The sequence below is a fragment of the Aliiroseovarius conchicola genome (genome assembly GCF_041403445.1).
GTDB lineage: Bacteria > Pseudomonadota > Alphaproteobacteria > Rhodobacterales > Rhodobacteraceae > Aliiroseovarius > Aliiroseovarius conchicola.
Window position 1 is genome coordinate 149325 of sequence record NZ_JBGEHL010000002.1, and the last position, 14976, is coordinate 164300.

16 protein-coding genes and 1 tRNA gene are annotated in these 14976 nt (G+C 56.6%); 8 read left to right on the forward strand and 9 right to left on the reverse strand.

Annotated features, from left to right (window positions below):
- Nucleotides 1-12 precede the first annotated feature (12 nt).
- From V6N04_RS03640 to purC, 4 genes are read right to left on the reverse strand one after another with little or no spacing between them, the layout of a single operon-like run.
- Nucleotides 13-1782 (reverse strand): sensor histidine kinase, encoded by a 1770-nt coding sequence (locus tag V6N04_RS03640; RefSeq protein WP_371168771.1) that lies wholly within the window; start codon nt 1780-1782, stop codon nt 13-15.
- Between the two features lie 35 nt (nt 1783-1817).
- The gene (purQ, locus tag V6N04_RS03645; RefSeq protein ID WP_371168772.1) at nt 1818-2486 is read right to left on the reverse strand and encodes a phosphoribosylformylglycinamidine synthase subunit PurQ; all 669 of its coding nucleotides are present in this window, start codon (nt 2484-2486) and stop codon (nt 1818-1820) included.
- Entirely contained in the window at nt 2486-2716 is a 231-nt protein-coding gene (purS, locus tag V6N04_RS03650; protein WP_371168773.1) for a phosphoribosylformylglycinamidine synthase subunit PurS, read from the reverse strand. The genes purQ and purS overlap by 1 nt, the downstream gene beginning before the upstream one ends.
- Nucleotides 2717-2728: 12 nt before the next feature.
- Nucleotides 2729-3493 carry a phosphoribosylaminoimidazolesuccinocarboxamide synthase gene (purC, locus tag V6N04_RS03655; RefSeq protein ID WP_371168774.1) on the reverse strand — a complete coding sequence of 255 codons (765 nt, stop codon included), beginning with the start codon at nt 3491-3493 and terminating at the stop codon, nt 2729-2731.
- A gap of 241 nt (nt 3494-3734) precedes the next feature.
- On the opposite strand from purC, the gene V6N04_RS03660 reads away from it, so the two are divergent.
- The 3 genes from V6N04_RS03660 (at nt 3735) to bmt (ending at nt 7422) form a co-directional block, all read left to right on the forward strand.
- Nucleotides 3735-4046: a DUF1476 domain-containing protein gene (locus tag V6N04_RS03660; RefSeq protein WP_371168775.1), complete on the forward strand. Its 312-nt coding sequence runs from the start codon at nt 3735-3737 to the stop codon at nt 4044-4046.
- 321 nt (nt 4047-4367) lie between these two features.
- A complete protein-coding gene (locus V6N04_RS03665) occupies nt 4368-6257 on the forward strand; it encodes a phosphatidylglycerol lysyltransferase domain-containing protein (protein ID WP_371168776.1) in 1890 nt (629 codons plus the stop codon).
- Between the two features lie 145 nt (nt 6258-6402).
- Nucleotides 6403-7422: a betaine--homocysteine S-methyltransferase gene (bmt, locus tag V6N04_RS03670; protein WP_371168777.1), complete on the forward strand. Its 1020-nt coding sequence runs from the start codon at nt 6403-6405 to the stop codon at nt 7420-7422.
- 71 nt (nt 7423-7493) lie between these two features.
- Here bmt and V6N04_RS03675 read toward each other — a convergent pair whose 3' ends face one another.
- On the reverse strand, nt 7494-8579 hold the full coding sequence (locus V6N04_RS03675) for a PA0069 family radical SAM protein (protein ID WP_371168778.1): 1086 nt from the start codon (nt 8577-8579) through the stop codon (nt 7494-7496).
- Nucleotides 8580-8757: 178 nt separating this feature from the next.
- Between V6N04_RS03675 and V6N04_RS03680 the strand changes: the two genes are divergently transcribed.
- Genes V6N04_RS03680 through V6N04_RS03690 form a run of 3 tightly spaced genes read left to right on the forward strand, consistent with a single transcriptional unit; the run spans nt 8758 to nt 10372 of the window.
- Nucleotides 8758-9462, forward strand: a complete 705-nt coding sequence (locus tag V6N04_RS03680; protein WP_371168779.1) for a corrinoid protein — start codon at nt 8758-8760, stop codon at nt 9460-9462.
- Between the two features lie 11 nt (nt 9463-9473).
- Entirely contained in the window at nt 9474-9737 is a 264-nt protein-coding gene (locus V6N04_RS03685) for a hypothetical protein (RefSeq protein ID WP_371168780.1), read from the forward strand.
- Complete coding sequence (locus V6N04_RS03690; RefSeq protein WP_371168782.1) at nt 9734-10372, forward strand: DUF1638 domain-containing protein; 639 nt, start codon at nt 9734-9736, stop codon at nt 10370-10372. The genes V6N04_RS03685 and V6N04_RS03690 overlap by 4 nt, the downstream gene beginning before the upstream one ends.
- A 96-nt stretch (nt 10373-10468) precedes the next feature.
- Here the strand turns inward: V6N04_RS03690 and V6N04_RS03695 are convergent, their stop codons facing one another.
- Nucleotides 10469-10879, reverse strand: a complete 411-nt coding sequence (locus tag V6N04_RS03695) for a SufE family protein (protein WP_371168784.1) — start codon at nt 10877-10879, stop codon at nt 10469-10471.
- A 135-nt stretch (nt 10880-11014) separates the two neighbouring features.
- Between V6N04_RS03695 and V6N04_RS03700 the strand changes: the two genes are divergently transcribed.
- On the forward strand, nt 11015-11494 hold the full coding sequence (locus tag V6N04_RS03700) for a hypothetical protein (protein ID WP_371168785.1): 480 nt from the start codon (nt 11015-11017) through the stop codon (nt 11492-11494).
- 30 nt (nt 11495-11524) lie between these two features.
- Here V6N04_RS03700 and rnd read toward each other — a convergent pair whose 3' ends face one another.
- The 3 genes from rnd to purM form a co-directional block, all read right to left on the reverse strand.
- Entirely contained in the window at nt 11525-12685 is a 1161-nt protein-coding gene (rnd, locus tag V6N04_RS03705; protein WP_371168786.1) for a ribonuclease D, read from the reverse strand.
- A 94-nt stretch (nt 12686-12779) separates the two neighbouring features.
- Nucleotides 12780-13391 (reverse strand): phosphoribosylglycinamide formyltransferase, encoded by a 612-nt coding sequence (gene purN / locus V6N04_RS03710; protein WP_371168787.1) that lies wholly within the window; start codon nt 13389-13391, stop codon nt 12780-12782.
- Complete coding sequence (gene purM / locus V6N04_RS03715; RefSeq protein ID WP_371168789.1) at nt 13388-14437, reverse strand: phosphoribosylformylglycinamidine cyclo-ligase; 1050 nt, start codon at nt 14435-14437, stop codon at nt 13388-13390. The genes purN and purM overlap by 4 nt, the downstream gene beginning before the upstream one ends.
- Nucleotides 14438-14562: 125 nt before the next feature.
- On the opposite strand from purM, the gene V6N04_RS03720 reads away from it, so the two are divergent.
- A tRNA-Met gene (locus V6N04_RS03720) sits at nt 14563-14803 on the forward strand.
- The last annotated feature ends 173 nt before the right edge of the window (nt 14804-14976 follow it).

Sequence of the window (14976 nt, forward strand, 5' to 3'; positions counted from 1 at the left end):
CGAATGTCCGCGCTACTCGGCGGCCTCAACATCAAACTCGTCTTCTTTCAAGATGGGCAGTTCAACCTCGAACACGGCACCGCCATCTTGACCATTGCGTGCGGTCAACCGCCCCCCCAGATCCGTCACGATCCCGGATGAGATCGCCAGCCCAAGCCCAACCCCGTCGCCGGGGGCTTTGGTGGTGTAGAAGGGCTCAAACAGGTTATCCAGATCGTCTACTCCATCTCCATTGTCACGTACCGTGATCAAAACGTAGTCTCCACGGCTGACGATGATATCAACCTGCGGTAAATCCACAGTTTTTGTCGCGTCGAGCGCATTTCGAAGCAAATTGATCAACACTTGCTCAAGACGCAAGCGATCGCCCATCACCATCACCGGTTCGCGCGGAATATTGCGCGTTATGCGCACTTCGCGGCTTTTCAGCTGGGGTTCCATCATCGACAATGCAACCGATACGCTGTCGCGCACATCCATTGGTTCGAACGCGTCACCACCCTTACGCGCATAGCTTTTGAGCTGTCGAGTGATGGCCCCCATACGCTCGATCAGGTCATCGATTCGCTGAAAACTTGATGCTGCCTCGTCCGGGCGCTTGCGTTGTAACAAAAGCTTCGCACCGGCCAGATAGGTCTTCATCGCGGCCAAGGGCTGGTTCAATTCGTGGCTAACGGCGGCCGACATCTCGCCCAAAGCGGCCAGCTTAGAGCTTTGGGCCAGCGTTTGCTCGGCCACCTGAAGGTTCTCTTCAGCACGTTTGCGTTCGGCAATCTCGCGTTGAAGCGCATCGTTCAACTGCCGAAGGTCCGCTGATTCTTGTGCGAACAAAACTGACCGAAACTGCGCACGGCGACTGATCAGGTAAAAGAGCAGCGACAGGGCCATCGCGAACGCCATGATCTCCAATGCCAATACCGCGTTCACTTTTTCCCGGACCGACGCATAAGAGGTGAAGGACGCCATGCGCCATCCCTGAAACGGTACTCTATTTTCTTGCCGCATCACGGCTTCGCCCAGGAACAAAACGTCCGAAGGCAGGCCGGACCAATTGGCCGCGTCTTGGATGCTGCGGCGGATCGCATCTGTCGCGGATACTGTCGCCAGCGCCTCGCCCTCGGGCTTGCCGCGCCAGCGGGGCTCGGTTGCCAGGATCACATTGCCTTCGCTGTCGGTCACCAAAACAGCATCGGAAATCCCCGCCCAACTGTCTTCAAACTTAAGCAGGTCCACGTTGACGACGATCACGCCGATCACGCCGTCTTTGTCTTCGACCTTACGAGAATAGGCAAACTCATATCCGCCGGCTTCGGTCTGGCTGGTTGTGAAAACAGTGCCAGAGCTGCGCAGCGCATCAACAAAATAGGGATCGGTGCGGTGTTGCGACCCAAGCAGTTCGCGATTGGTCGACGCCACAGCACGTCCGTCATTATCAAGAAGCATAAGCGATGCGGCCTCGATCTCATCACGGTACGAAATCAGGCGTGCGGTGCTTTGCGAGTAGTCGGCCGAGTTCAGAGCGCTGATCAGTGCAGGATCGCGCGACAACAGCAATGGAACGACAGAATTTCGCTGCAACTCGCTGAGAAGGTTACCGGAATAAAGCGCCACGCGAAGCTCGGCGCGGTTGCGCGTCGTTTCGGTATAACGCTCGGTCAGCCAGCGGTTCGAGAAAAACACCACCACCACGGCAAGCGAAATGAGCGCCACAAGGACGAAGCGCGCACGAAGAGAGACCCCGGGGCGCGGGGGCCGCACTGGTCGAGTAGTCTGGTCGGCCATAGCCTAAAGATAGGGTGCGTGTGGGGGCTGCGCAATCACGCAGCGACCACACTATCCACCAACGAGCGGAACATCGCCACGCCGTCCGTCCCACCATGCATGTCGTCAACGCAGCGTTCAGGGTGTGGCATCATACCAAGAACGCGGCGGTTCTTTGAAATCACACCGGCTATGTCCCCGGTCGAACCGTTGGGATTGTCTGTATAGGTGAACGCGATGCGTCCCTCGCCCCGAAGTTGGGAAAGCTTGTCATCAGTGACGGTGTAATTCCCGTCGTGATGCGCCACAGGTACCGTAATTTCCTGACCAGTGTCGTACCGGGACAGGAAATCACAATCAGTAGTTTCCACTTTTAAACCAATAGGTTTACAGATGAACTTCAAGTTCGCGTTGCGCATCAGTGCACCGGGCAGAATGCCTGTCTCGGTCAGCACTTGAAAGCCGTTGCAGATGCCAATGGCGTATCCGCCACACTCGGTGTGCTTGATCAGTGATCGGGTGATTGGCGACTGGGCAGCAATTGCCCCGCAGCGCAGATAATCGCCAAACGAAAACCCGCCCGGAACACCCACGATATCAAGGTCTGCGGGCAGCTCGGTTTCCTTATGCCAGATCATCTGAACGTCGGCGCCCGCACGCTCGAATGCCACCGCAAGGTCACGGTCGCAGTTCGACCCCGGAAATACGATAACCCCCGCCTTCATCACAGCACCTGAATGGCGTAGTTTTCGATCACGGTGTTGGCAAGAAGCTTCTCGCACATCTCCTTGATCTTCTCTTCTGACGTGCCTGGGGCCACATCCAGCTCAATCACCTTGCCCTGACGCACCTTCTCGACCCCATCGAACCCCAGATTGCCAAGCGCATGGCGCACGGCCTCACCTTGTGGGTCCAGAACGCCGGTTTTCAGCATCACATCAACACGTACTTTCATAGGGTAAAATCCTTAGTTGATCAGGGTCGGTTTGGTCGGATTGTGGGTCACGTTCGAGGGCAGAACACCCAAGCGCCGCGCCACTTCGGTGTAGGCATCAGATAGATTTCCAAGGTCTTGGCGGAACACGTCTTTATCAAGCTTCTGGCCAGTTTCCATATCCCAAAGGCGGCAGCTATCTGGGCTGATTTCGTCGGCAACGATCAGGCGCGGGAAGTCTCCTTCGTATACGCGACCCATCTCGATCTTGAAATCAATCAGCTTAATACCGACCCCGTACATGACGCCCGACAGATAGTCGTTGACGCGCAAGGCCATCGACACGATCTCGTCCATCTCTTGCTGGGTCGCCCAGCCAAAGGCAGCTATATATTCTTCGGGCACGAGGGGATCGCCGAGGCTGTCGTCTTTATACGAAAATTCAACAATTGGGCGTGGTAGCGGCGTGCCCTCTTCCATACCCAGGCGCTTGGCCATTGAACCGGCGGCCACGTTGCGCACGATAACTTCCAGCGGCACAATCTCGGCTGTGCGCACCAGTTGTTCGCGCATATTCAGGCGTTTGATGAAGTGGTTTGGGATGCCCAATTGGGTCAACCCCTTCATAAAGAACTCGGACAGACGATTGTTCAGCACGCCCTTGCCGTCAATCACGTCCTTCTTTTCGGCGTTGAAAGCGGTCGCATCGTCTTTGAAATACTGGACGATCGTGCCTGGCTCGGTGCCTTCATAAAGGATCTTAGCTTTGCCTTCGTAGAGTTTCTTGCGCCGTGCCATGAGATCTCCGTCGGTCAGGGCGAATGGACGCCGTTGACGGGCCCCCTGCCCGCGCGACTCCCGCCATTGCCCGCCCTATACGTGAAAGCCCTCTCTGGGGCAAGAATATCGCCTTTGATATGCGATTTCCGCGCAATCGTGGCCCAACCGGGGTTGCGATGCGCCCTTTCGATTGGCATATCAGTAGCGAACAGTGCTGAACAGCACGCACAAGACACCCGACCATGAACAAGGGATTGCTATGACCACTTTTGACGACCGCGAAAACGCCTTCGAGGCCAAGTTTGCCCACGACGAAGCGATGACCTTCAAAGCCGAAGCCCGCGCCAACAAAAAGCTTGGCCTTTGGGCGGCCGAGCAAATGGGCAAGACCGGCGATGACGCCGATGCCTACGCTCTGGAAGTGATCAAGTCCGATTTCGAAGAGCCCGGGTTCGAGGATGTCGTGCGCAAGGTCACTGGCGATTTGAATACCGTCAGCGCCGATCATGTTCGTGCAAAACGCGCTGAGCTTTTGGCCGTCGCAAAGGCAGAGCTCGTCAACGAAGCCTGACCTAAAGTCGCTTACAGACTAATCGCTGAAAAGGCGCGCCAAATATGGCGTGCCTTTTTCTTTGCTACCGGCAGTTCGGTGAGCACGAACCCACTGTGCCCGGCTCATAATCTTTAAAATTCGAGCTGTTAACGCCGTCTTCGCATTCCCCGCGCAATAGTGATCGCCGGGAATGGTCGTGGGACAAGTGGGGGTGCCGACATGCGCGAGAGGCTTACGTTTAAAGATACCAAAATTGGGACGAGCGTCGAACGTCAGCATATACAAAGGCAACACACCTCGCCCCCGGAGCGGCGAAGGGGAATGGCCTCGGCGCTGAATATGCGAACAACCCACGGGTTGGAGCCACGCAAGATCCTAATACGCCAGGCATTGCCTTGTCTATTGCTCGTCGGTTTGGTGGTGGTGTTGTGGGACAGGATTGCCCACTTGGACATCGCGTATATCAAGGCCTCTCTTGCGTCGGTAAAGGCGTGGCAGTGGGTGGCAGCAATAGTATTCACAATGATCTCGTTCTGGGCACTTGGGCGCTATGATTGTGTGGTCCATCGATTGATTGGTACCGGAATATCAGACCAACAAGCTGAACGCGCTGGCATCACGGCAATCGCCTTATCGCAAACAGTTGGGATGGGCGTCATATCGTCAGCGTTGGTGCGTTGGCGAATGCTGCCTGAGGTGTCCCTGACGCAAGCAACGCGAATATCGGTCATCGTGACGGTATCCTTCTTGTCGGCATGGGCTGTCATCACCTCACTCGCGATGCTCGTTATCCCGCTTAGCCCGGACTGGGCCGATTGGGTGGCATGGGCCATTCTTCTGTGCGCAGCCCTGATTGCGGCTGCATCTATCACTCGTCCCTCCCGGATTGTCGCGCTGAACCTCCCTCCACTGCGCGCGATGTGCGCTTTTCTGTTTTTGGCCAGCATTGACATGATCGCGGCCGGGGCAGCGCTTTGGGTGTTGATGCCAGCAGGACTGGATATCCCGTTGGCGCCCCTTCTTTGCGCCTATATGCTCGCATTAGGCGCTGGCCTGTTGTCAGGCACACCCGGCGGCATGGGCAGCTTTGAGCTGACATTGTTGGCCACCCTCGCCACTGTCTCGCCCAACATGTCACAAGAACCGCTTTTGGCCGCAATTTTGGCCTTTCGTGCGGTATATTACGCATTGCCAGCAGCCATTGCAGCCTTGCTGACGATGCGCGGAACCACCGGCGATCTGCGCCAAAATGACCGCTTGCCTGCGCTGATCCGTTTTCACAGCACAGCTCTGCCTGCATCAGTCGCCCAGGCAGTGGAGCAAGCATCCCGTGCTGACGCAGGCCTGCTGCGCCATGGTAGATTGGGCCTGATCGACGCGGGCGCATCTGCCGATTGGATAATGGCTGCTGAAAGCGGACAGACATTGATCGCGCTTTCAGACCCGATGGGGCCGTCTCCAAACCCAGCAACGGTTCTGAACACTGTCAGCACCCTCTCCCACCAGAGTTTTCGCACACCGTTCCTGTATCGCATTGGCGCGCGTCTGGCTTGCACGGCGCGGTCAAATGGCTGGAGCGTCCTACCTGTAGCCCGCGAGGCTTGGGTAAACCCTCTGACTTTCACGCTGGATGGTCCAGACAAACGACAATTGCGCCGCAAATTGCGGCAAGCCGAACGCCACGGTGTCATCATCCACGAGGCAGGCGCAGATCTTCCGTTGGCCGAGATGTCACAGATCGCGCAACGATGGGCCGATTGCCGGGGCACGGAACGGGGGTTCTCGATGGGCGTCTGGGATCCCGACACGCTGCCATTTGCGCGCGTATTTCTAGCCTATCAACGCGGGGTGCTTGTGGGGTTCATGACCTTGCACGCCAATCAGAAAGAACACTCGCTCGACCTGATGCGCCCCGACATATCCGCCCCGGATGGGACCATGCAGGCCCTTGTGACCACAGCAATCGCGACCGCAAAAGTGCAGAAAGTGTCGCGGTTTTCGCTCGCTTCAGTGCCCATGCAGATGCGAAATAGAGAGATGTCGGACAGGCCCTTCACATTGCAACCACTGCAGAGAATAATAGAGCGCGTGCGCGGCGCTGACGGACTGCGACAGTTCAAGACCGCATTCGGGCCGCATTGGGAAACGCTTTATGTGGCGGCCCCCGGCAAGCTTTCGCTTGGCATGGGGCTGATTGATGTCACACGCGAAATTCATCGGCCGTTCTAACGGATCACGGAATTTCGCCGACATTGTCACGACGCGCTACAAATATGCACCGCATTCATCTTCCGCATGAGCGCAATCGGTTTGCGCCGGGCTGCAAATCGTGGCAGGTAGCGCGCGAACTCTTACTCTAATTGCGGAGCCCCAAATGACGGATGCGCTGACTCAACTCATGACAGAACGCGATTGGCTGATGGCCGATGGCGCAACCGGCACCACTCTGTTCAACATGGGTCTGACCTCGGGCGACGCGCCCGAGCTTTGGAACGTCGACAAAACGGACAATATCCGCGCGCTCTACAAAGGTGCTGTAGATGCTGGGTCAGATATTTTCCTGACCAACACATTTGGAGGCAATGCCTCACGCCTAAAGCTTCATGATGCACAATCGCGCGTGCGGGAACTGAACCGCGCGGGTGCCGAAATCGGTCGCGAGATTGCGGACGCATCGGGCCGCCAGGTCGTCGTCGCAGGATCAATGGGCCCGACCGGCGAAATCATGGAACCCTTGGGCAGCCTGACCTTCGACGGCGCGGTCGAGATGTTCCACGAACAAGCCGAAGGTCTGAAGGAAGGCGGCGCAGACGTGCTGTGGGTCGAAACAATCTCTGCCCCAGACGAATACAAGGCCGCCGCGAAAGCCGCCGAACTAGCAGACATGCCGTGGTGTGGCACGATGAGCTTCGACACCGCAGGTCGAACCATGATGGGTCTGACCTCGGCTGATCTGGCCAAGATGGTCGAGACACTGGGCAAACCGCCGCTGGCCTTTGGCGCAAATTGTGGCGTTGGTGCCGCCGACCTTCTGCGCACGGTGCTGGGCTTTGCCGCGCAAGGCAGCGAGCGACCCATTATCGCAAAAGGAAATGCAGGCATTCCGCAGTATGTAGACGGCCATATCCACTATGACGGCACACCAGATTTGATGGGGGATTATGCTGTTCTGGCCCGCGACTGTGGCGCCAAGATTATCGGCGGCTGCTGCGGCACAACGCCCGAGCATTTACGCGCCATGCGCGACGCTTTGGAAACACGACCTCGTAGCGACAATCGCCCGACCCTCGACCAAATTGCGACGGCGCTTGGTGGATTTTCATCCGCATCAGACGGAACTGGCGATGACGCCGGAGCGAAGCCCGAACGAAAAACACGCCGTCGCCGCGGTTGAGGTCTGCGATCCGAGACAATCATCATTAAAACGAGGGTGTTGCGCCCTCGTTTTTTTATTTCCCACACAGGTCAAAACAACGACAGCTGGTCGCCCGCTTTCGGTGGTACACAAAACAGGTCACATCGTAGATCGGGCAATTCATGCGCCAATCCAAGACGCTTGAGCGTGATTTGGTAACGATGCTTTAGCAAGCTTGCAAACTGACCTTGTCCAACCATGCGCGTTCCGAACTCGTTTTGATAGTCGGCTCCACCTCTCATCTGACGCATGCGACCCATCACGCGGTCTGCGCGATCGGGGAAATGCTCCTCAAGCCAATCCTGAAACAAGTCGGCAATCTCGCCCGGAAGACGCAGCAGGATGTACCCCGCTGCTTGCGCCCCTGCCTCGTTTGAAGCCGTCAGGAGCGCCTCCAGCTCATGATCCGTCAACCCGGGCACAACCGGGGCAACCATGGCGCGCACCGGTATACCCGCGCGACTGAGCCGTTCGATCATCTTCAACCGTCGCTTCGGACCCGGCACTCGCGGCTCCATCCGACGCGATACTTGCGCGTCCAGCGTCGTGATCGAGATGCCAACCCGCGCCAACCCGGCTGCCGCCATGTCCGACAATATGTCGATATCACGCTCAATCAACGTGCCCTTGGTAACGATCGTGACGGGATGCTGAAACCGCGCCAGAACCTTCAAAACACGCCGCATAATCAGGTACTTCGCCTCGATCGGCTGATAGGGATCGGTGTTGGTCCCAATCGCAAGCGGGCGGGCGGCATAGCTTTTGCGCGAAAGCTCCTGCACCAATCGTTCTGCCGCGTTTGGACGGGCGATCAACTTGGTCTCAAAATCCAAACCGGCAGAATATCCCAGATACGCATGTGACGGGCGCGCAAAACAGTAGATACACCCGTGCTCGCAGCCGCGATACGGATTGATCGACCGATCAAACGAGATATCGGGGGACTTGTTTCGGGTGATTATTGTCCTAGCGTTTTCAATGGTGACATGGGTGCGCAACACCTCGGGCGGGTCTTGAACCCAGCCATCGTCTACCTCCGCGCGCTGATAAGGCTCGAACCGGCCAGCTTCGTTGCTTATGGCCCCTCGCCCGCGGCGCGCTTCGGCCCGTAGTTTTCGATCCAGCTCAGACTCCATACAACACAATAGGAACATTTAGGGAACAAATGAAGCAAATTCACAATCTCATGGCAAAATATTCATTTGCATTTAGGTCGGTCACAGAGCAATCAATGTCGCAATCGGTCCAGACCCGACCGGCGATTTCGTCGCATGAGGGGATAATAGAAAGACTTCCAGCTAGGGAAAGACAGCCATGTCCGATCAAGAAGACGATATCATCCTGAGCGAGCTTAACGACGAAGAGCTTGTGCAGCAGATGCATGACGACCTGTATGACGGCCTCGCAGAAGAGATCGTAGAAGGTGTGAACATCCTGCTGGAACGCGGCTGGCAACCGTATGATGTTCTGACCAAAGCACTTGTTGCTGGTATGACCATTGTGGGCCACGACTTCCGCGATGGCATCCTGTTCGTGCCTGAAGTTCTTCTGGCCGCCAACGCGATGAAATCCGGCATGGCGATCTTGAAACCGCTTTTGGCGGAAACCGGCGCACCGCGCATGGGCAAGATGGTCATCGGCACCGTGAAGGGCGACATTCATGACATCGGCAAAAACCTTGTGTCGATGATGATGGAAGGCGCAGGTTTTGAAGTGGTTGATCTTGGCATCAACAATGCAGTCGAGGCGTATCTGGAAGCGCTGGAGAAAGAAGAACCCGACATTCTGGGCATGTCCGCCCTGCTGACGACGACCATGCCGTACATGAAGGTCGTGATCGACACGATGGTCGAGAAAGGCATCCGCGACGATTACACCGTTCTGGTCGGTGGCGCCCCGCTGAACGAGGAGTTTGGCAAAGCCATCGGTGCTGATGGGTATTGCCGCGACGCCGCTGTTGCGGTCGAGACGGCCAAAGATTTCATGGCCCGCAAACACAACCAGCTTGCAGCCGGTTAAGGTCCATTGACATGACAATCCAAGGCCCTGCCACGGTTCTTCTGGCGCAGGGCCTTTTCTTTTCAGACCCGCGCCCCCAAATTGCACTTATGAGTAAAACAAAATTCGTCCTTTTGATCACACTGGTGATTTTGGCAGGCGGCTTGACCGTTTTGGTTGCAGGTTTGGCGGCGGTGTCAGGCAAGCTGGATGGCCAAGTGGCAATGGCCATTTTACCTTTGGTGATGCTGGCATCGATCGCGATACGTGGATTGACGGGAAAGAACGACCAATGAAACTCAGCGATGCGGCCTTAACGGAAAACGGGCTGGCGCCAACCAACGCCTCGGCCAAGGTATTGATCCTTGCCTGTGGCGCTTTAGCCAACGAGATATTGGCGCTGATCCGATTGAACAAATGGGATCACATGAGCCTGACCTGCCTGCCCGCAATTTATCACAACACGCCAGAAAAGATTCCCGGCGCAGTGCGGAGTGTCGTCGAGAAGCACAAGGAAGACTTCGATCAGATTTTTCTGGCCTATGCTGATTGTGGAACCAGCGGACAGCTGACTGCGCTGTGCGAAGAGCTGGGGATCGAGATGGTTCGCGGGCCACATTGCTATAGTTTTTTTGAGGGCAATGATGCGTTTGCCGCGCGAACAGAAGACGAGATTGATGTCTTTTATCTGACGGATTTTCTGGCCCGCGGATTTGAGAACTTTGTGATCAAGCCACTGGGGTTGGATCGCCATCCCGAACTTCGCGACATGTATTTTGGGCACTACACGCGCTTGATTTACTTGGCGCAGACGGACAATCCTGAATTGGACCGGATGGCCGAAGCGGCCGCTGCACGAATTGGGTTGAAATACGAACGGAAATTTACCGGGTTTGGCGACCTGGCAGCAGCTTTGGCCCCATTGGCCTAAGTGTGGCGGTATGTGGCCACACAGGGGCGCTGCCCCTGCGGGTCAAACCTGCGGTTTGCCCCTACCCCGGGATACTTTCAGAAAGAAAATAAGGGATCAGATTGCATCTGCCGCATGTTGGCGGATGCGTTCGACCATCGCGCGCACACCGTTTGACCGTTGGGCGGACAGGTGTTCGTTCAGGCCAAGCCGGGCCAGCTGGGCGGGCGCGTCGATCTGAACGACGTCTGACAGATCCACACCGTTGTAAAGCGCCGCCAGAACCGCGATCAGTCCTTTGACAATCATCGCGTCACTATCGCCACGGAAATGGAAGGTCTGACCCTCAATTTCGGGGTGCAACCAGACCTGGCTTGCGCAACCCTCAACCTTAGTAGCTGGAACTTTCAGCGCATCCTCAAGCTCTGGCAGAGCTTTGCCCATGTCGATCACTGTCGCATAGCGATCTTCCCAATTGTCCAGAAACTCGAAGTCCTCGACGATCTCTTCAAAGGCGGTGCTGGCCATCTGATCACCCTTTTTCCATGTCACTTGTCAGTTATGATCTACCGGCACAAAGGTCCAGCCCTTGTCGGGTACAGTGTTCTCTTTTCAAAGCGGTTCACATGGGCTAACCCTTTGAGGGAAGAAGAAGGAGCGACCATGACCCTGCGCCGTTTTGCATTGCCCGCCTTGATGACCGGTCTCGTAATCGGGCTGAGCGCGTGTGGTGGCACCACCACATTGAACCCATTCAACTGGTTTCGCTCAGACGGGGTGAAAGAGGTGGCGGTGATTCCTGAAGGCGGGTTTCTTGAGGATCAGGAATATCGCGGTCTGGTGTCGCAAGTGGTTGAGTTGCAGGTGCTGCGCAGCCCGGGTGGCGCGATCATCCGCGCAAAAGGCCTGCCGCCGCGTTTGGGGTATTGGGATGCCGAACTGGTGCCAGAGAACTTTGAGCGCCCGGAAAATGGCGTTCTGACATATATGTTCCGCATAAGTGAACCGCCCTATCCCACCAATAGTGGACGTCCAAAACAACGTGAGGTTTTGGTGGGTCAGTTCATCTCAAACACGAGGCTGCAAGGCGTGCGCAGCATCCGCGTGGTGGGTGCAAACAACAGCAGATCATCCAGCCGTTAATAGTTACTTTCCAATAACTTAGAACGCATTCTAAACCTCGAACACCTCGACGCGCTGCCCTTTGGCTGCAAGCGCAAGTTTACCGTCACACAAACGTACGGCATCAGCGCCAAACACGTCTGCCCGCCATCCCTTAAGCGCGGGCACGTCGCGCCGACCTGCCGCAAGCGCGTCCAGATCAGCGGCTGAAGCGATGAGCTTTTGCGCCACCTTCTCTTGCTCGCAACGCGCTTTCAAAAGCACGCGCAACAAATCCGCCAATGCCGGGTTTACTTGCAGCTTGTCGCGAGATTTGTCGACGGCCCGTGGCAGGTCCTCCTGCGGCATCTCGACCCCAGCGGTCACTGCTTTAAGAATACCTTCGGCGATCTCGCCTTTGCGGGCTTCGCGCAGCAAGAGCCGCGCACGGCCAAGGTCTTGGACCGAACGCGGTTTGGTCGATGCAAGTTCCATCAACGCATCATCTTTCATAACCCGATTGCGGGGGACGTTACGCGACTGGGCATAGGCTTCGCGAAACCGTGCGAGCTCTTTTGCGATTCCGAGGAACCGCGAGGAATTAGTCCGTGTTTTCAGACGCTTCCAAGCGTCTTCGGGGTGGATTGTATAGGTGGCAGGATCAGTGAGGATCGCCAATTCTTCTTCAACCCAATCGCCACGGCCAGACGACTTAAGATCTGCTGCAAGATATTCGTAAATCTGACGCAAGTGGGTCACGTCCCCAATCGCATAGTTCTTTTGGGCATCGGTCAGCGGGCGCCGTGACCAATCGGTAAAGCGGCTGGATTTGTCCATTTGTGCCTTGGTGATTTTGCGCACCAGGGTTTCGTACCCGACCTGATCGCCAAAGCCACAGACCATCGCCGCGACCTGTGTGTCAAAGAGCGGTTTTGGAAAGACTTTGGCCTCGACAAAAAAGATCTCAAGGTCCTGACGGGCTGCATGAAAGACCTTCACCACGTTTTCGTTGCGAAACAGATCATAAAGCGGGTCCAACGATAGATTATCGACCAGCGGGTCCACCAAAACGGCGTCTTCTTCTGCATCGCCGGGAACGGCAAGCTGCACCAGACAAAGCTTAGAGTAGTAGGTGCGTTCGCGCAGAAACTCAGTATCGACCGTGACATATGGGTGCGAAGCGGCCCGGGTACAGAATTCTTCCAGCGCCTCAGTCGTCGTGATCGTGATCATGTAATCGTCCTGCTCGTGTCTTGCGGCTTTTGGGCCTTTCATCGGGTTTACGGTGAAAGCGGTGGAAAGGAAAGCCTTGGGCCTTTTGAGCGCCTCAAGACAGGTGTAACGGAGTGCGATCTCCGGCCGCAAAACGCCTGAGGACCGCAGGATAAAGGCGATGTTCCTGAACAAGAACGCGCGCGGCCAGACTATCTGCGGTATCATTGGGATGGACAGGCACGCGCGCTTGACCAAGGATCGGACCACCGTCCAATTCCGCGGTGACTTCGTGGACTGAACAGCCCGCGTCCGTGTCGCCTGCATCGATGGCCCGTTGATGGGTGTGCAAACCTTTATACTTGGGCAGCAAAGATGGATGAATGTTCAGACAACGCCCCGCCCATTGGCTTGTAAAGCCCTCGGTCAAAATCCGCATGAACCCGGCCAGACAGACAATATCGGGATTGGCGCCGTTCAGTGCGGCGTTCAATGCAGCTTCGAACCCTGCACGGTCGCCCTGAAAATCGCGGTGATCCACCACGGCAGTCGCCACGCCGAGGTCGGCGGCTTTCTTAAGCCCCCCGGCATCCGGGCGGTTTGAAAGGACCAAACAAGGTCGCGCCGGGTGATCGCCCGTCATTGAGTTTACCAGCGTGACCATGTTGGACCCACCGCCCGAGATCAGAACGGCGACCCGCTTATGCGTCCCGCCGGTAGATGTCACAGAAGTGATCCCAGATAGCGCACGCCTTCGCCCGTTTGAACACGGCCCAACTGAGTGACGCGCTCGCCGGCCTTGGTCAACAGATCGGTGATCGCCGCAGCCTCGGTCGCGCTTACGACAAGCACCATGCCTTGACCCGAGTTGAAGGTCTTCAGCATCTCGGCTTGATCCATTCCACCCGTGGCCGCGAGCCATTTGAAGACCGGTGGCAGGTCCCATTCATCCAGATCAACCAGCGCGCCCAGCCCGTCGGGCAGCACGCGCGGCAGGTTTTCGGTCAGACCGCCGCCGGTAATGTGCGCCAGAGCGTTCACGCCCCCTGCCCGCACGGCCTCAAGCGCCTGACGAACGTAAAGGCGTGTGGGGGCTAACAAAGCCTCACCCAATGTGATCTTGTCGTCCCATGGGCAATCCGCGTCCCAGCCAAGACCCGAAACCTCGACCAGTTTTCGCACCAGCGAATAGCCGTTGGAATGAACCCCGTCTGACGCGAGCCCCAGCAACACGTCGCCTTCCTGCACGCCCTTCGGTAAGTCGGTGCCGCGCTCCATCGCGCCGACCGAAAAACCCGCGAGGTCGAAATCACCGTCTTCGTACATGCCCGGCATTTCCGCAGTTTCGCCCCCGATCAGCGCGCAGCCCGACAGCTCGCAGCCCTTGGCGATGCCTTCGATGATGCGGGCGGCTTTGTCCATTTCCAGGTGGCCTGTTGCAAAATAGTCCAGGAAAAACAGTGGCTCAGCACCTTGGCAGACAAGGTCATTGACGCACATGGCCACCAGATCAATCCCGATCGTGTCCACGTTGCCCGTATCAATCGCGATCCGCAGTTTGGTGCCAACACCATCGGTGGCTGACACCAGAACCGGGTCGTTGAAGCCCGCCCCTTTCAGGTCAAACAGCGCGCCAAATCCGCCAAGACCCGCCATAACACCGGGACGGTTGGTCCGTTTGGCGGCAGGCTTGATCCGCTCGACAAGTTCGTTGCCCGCGTCGATATCAACGCCCGCATCCGCATAGGTGATACCGTTCTTGCCGTCGCTCATGTCTGTCCCCCGAATGGCGCCAAAGAAATCTGCGCTTCGGTTACATTAAGGACCGCAAAGAGTCCACGCCCCGCTTGACGCCGCGCACCAGTTTGCTAGCAAGGGCCCGTAAGAGAGAGCACAGTGGGCCTGTAGCTCAACGGTTAGAGCAGAGCGCTCATAACGCTTTGGTCGTTACACGATATATTTTCGCCGCATTGGTAGATAGAAGCCATGCAACCCAATGTTTTGTAGCAATAAAAACGCAAGCGACCCTAAATGGACTAAAAAATCGCCGCATCAATTATAGTTTTTCGGCAATTGATATCGTAGCGCCGAGATAGTATCCGGTGCATTGCAACTTGGCGACAAATCCAATTGGGTGCAAATTGCTAAGCACATTCCTCGAATCTGTGGAAACATTTTCTTCGCTTACTGCGAGATGTCAGTTCGAAAACCCTTGCTACCACAATACCTTTTCAAGGATCACTCCCTTCTCAAACGCCACAATTATCATCGACGACAAACACGTTGTGATAGAAACACATCTGTGGACTGAT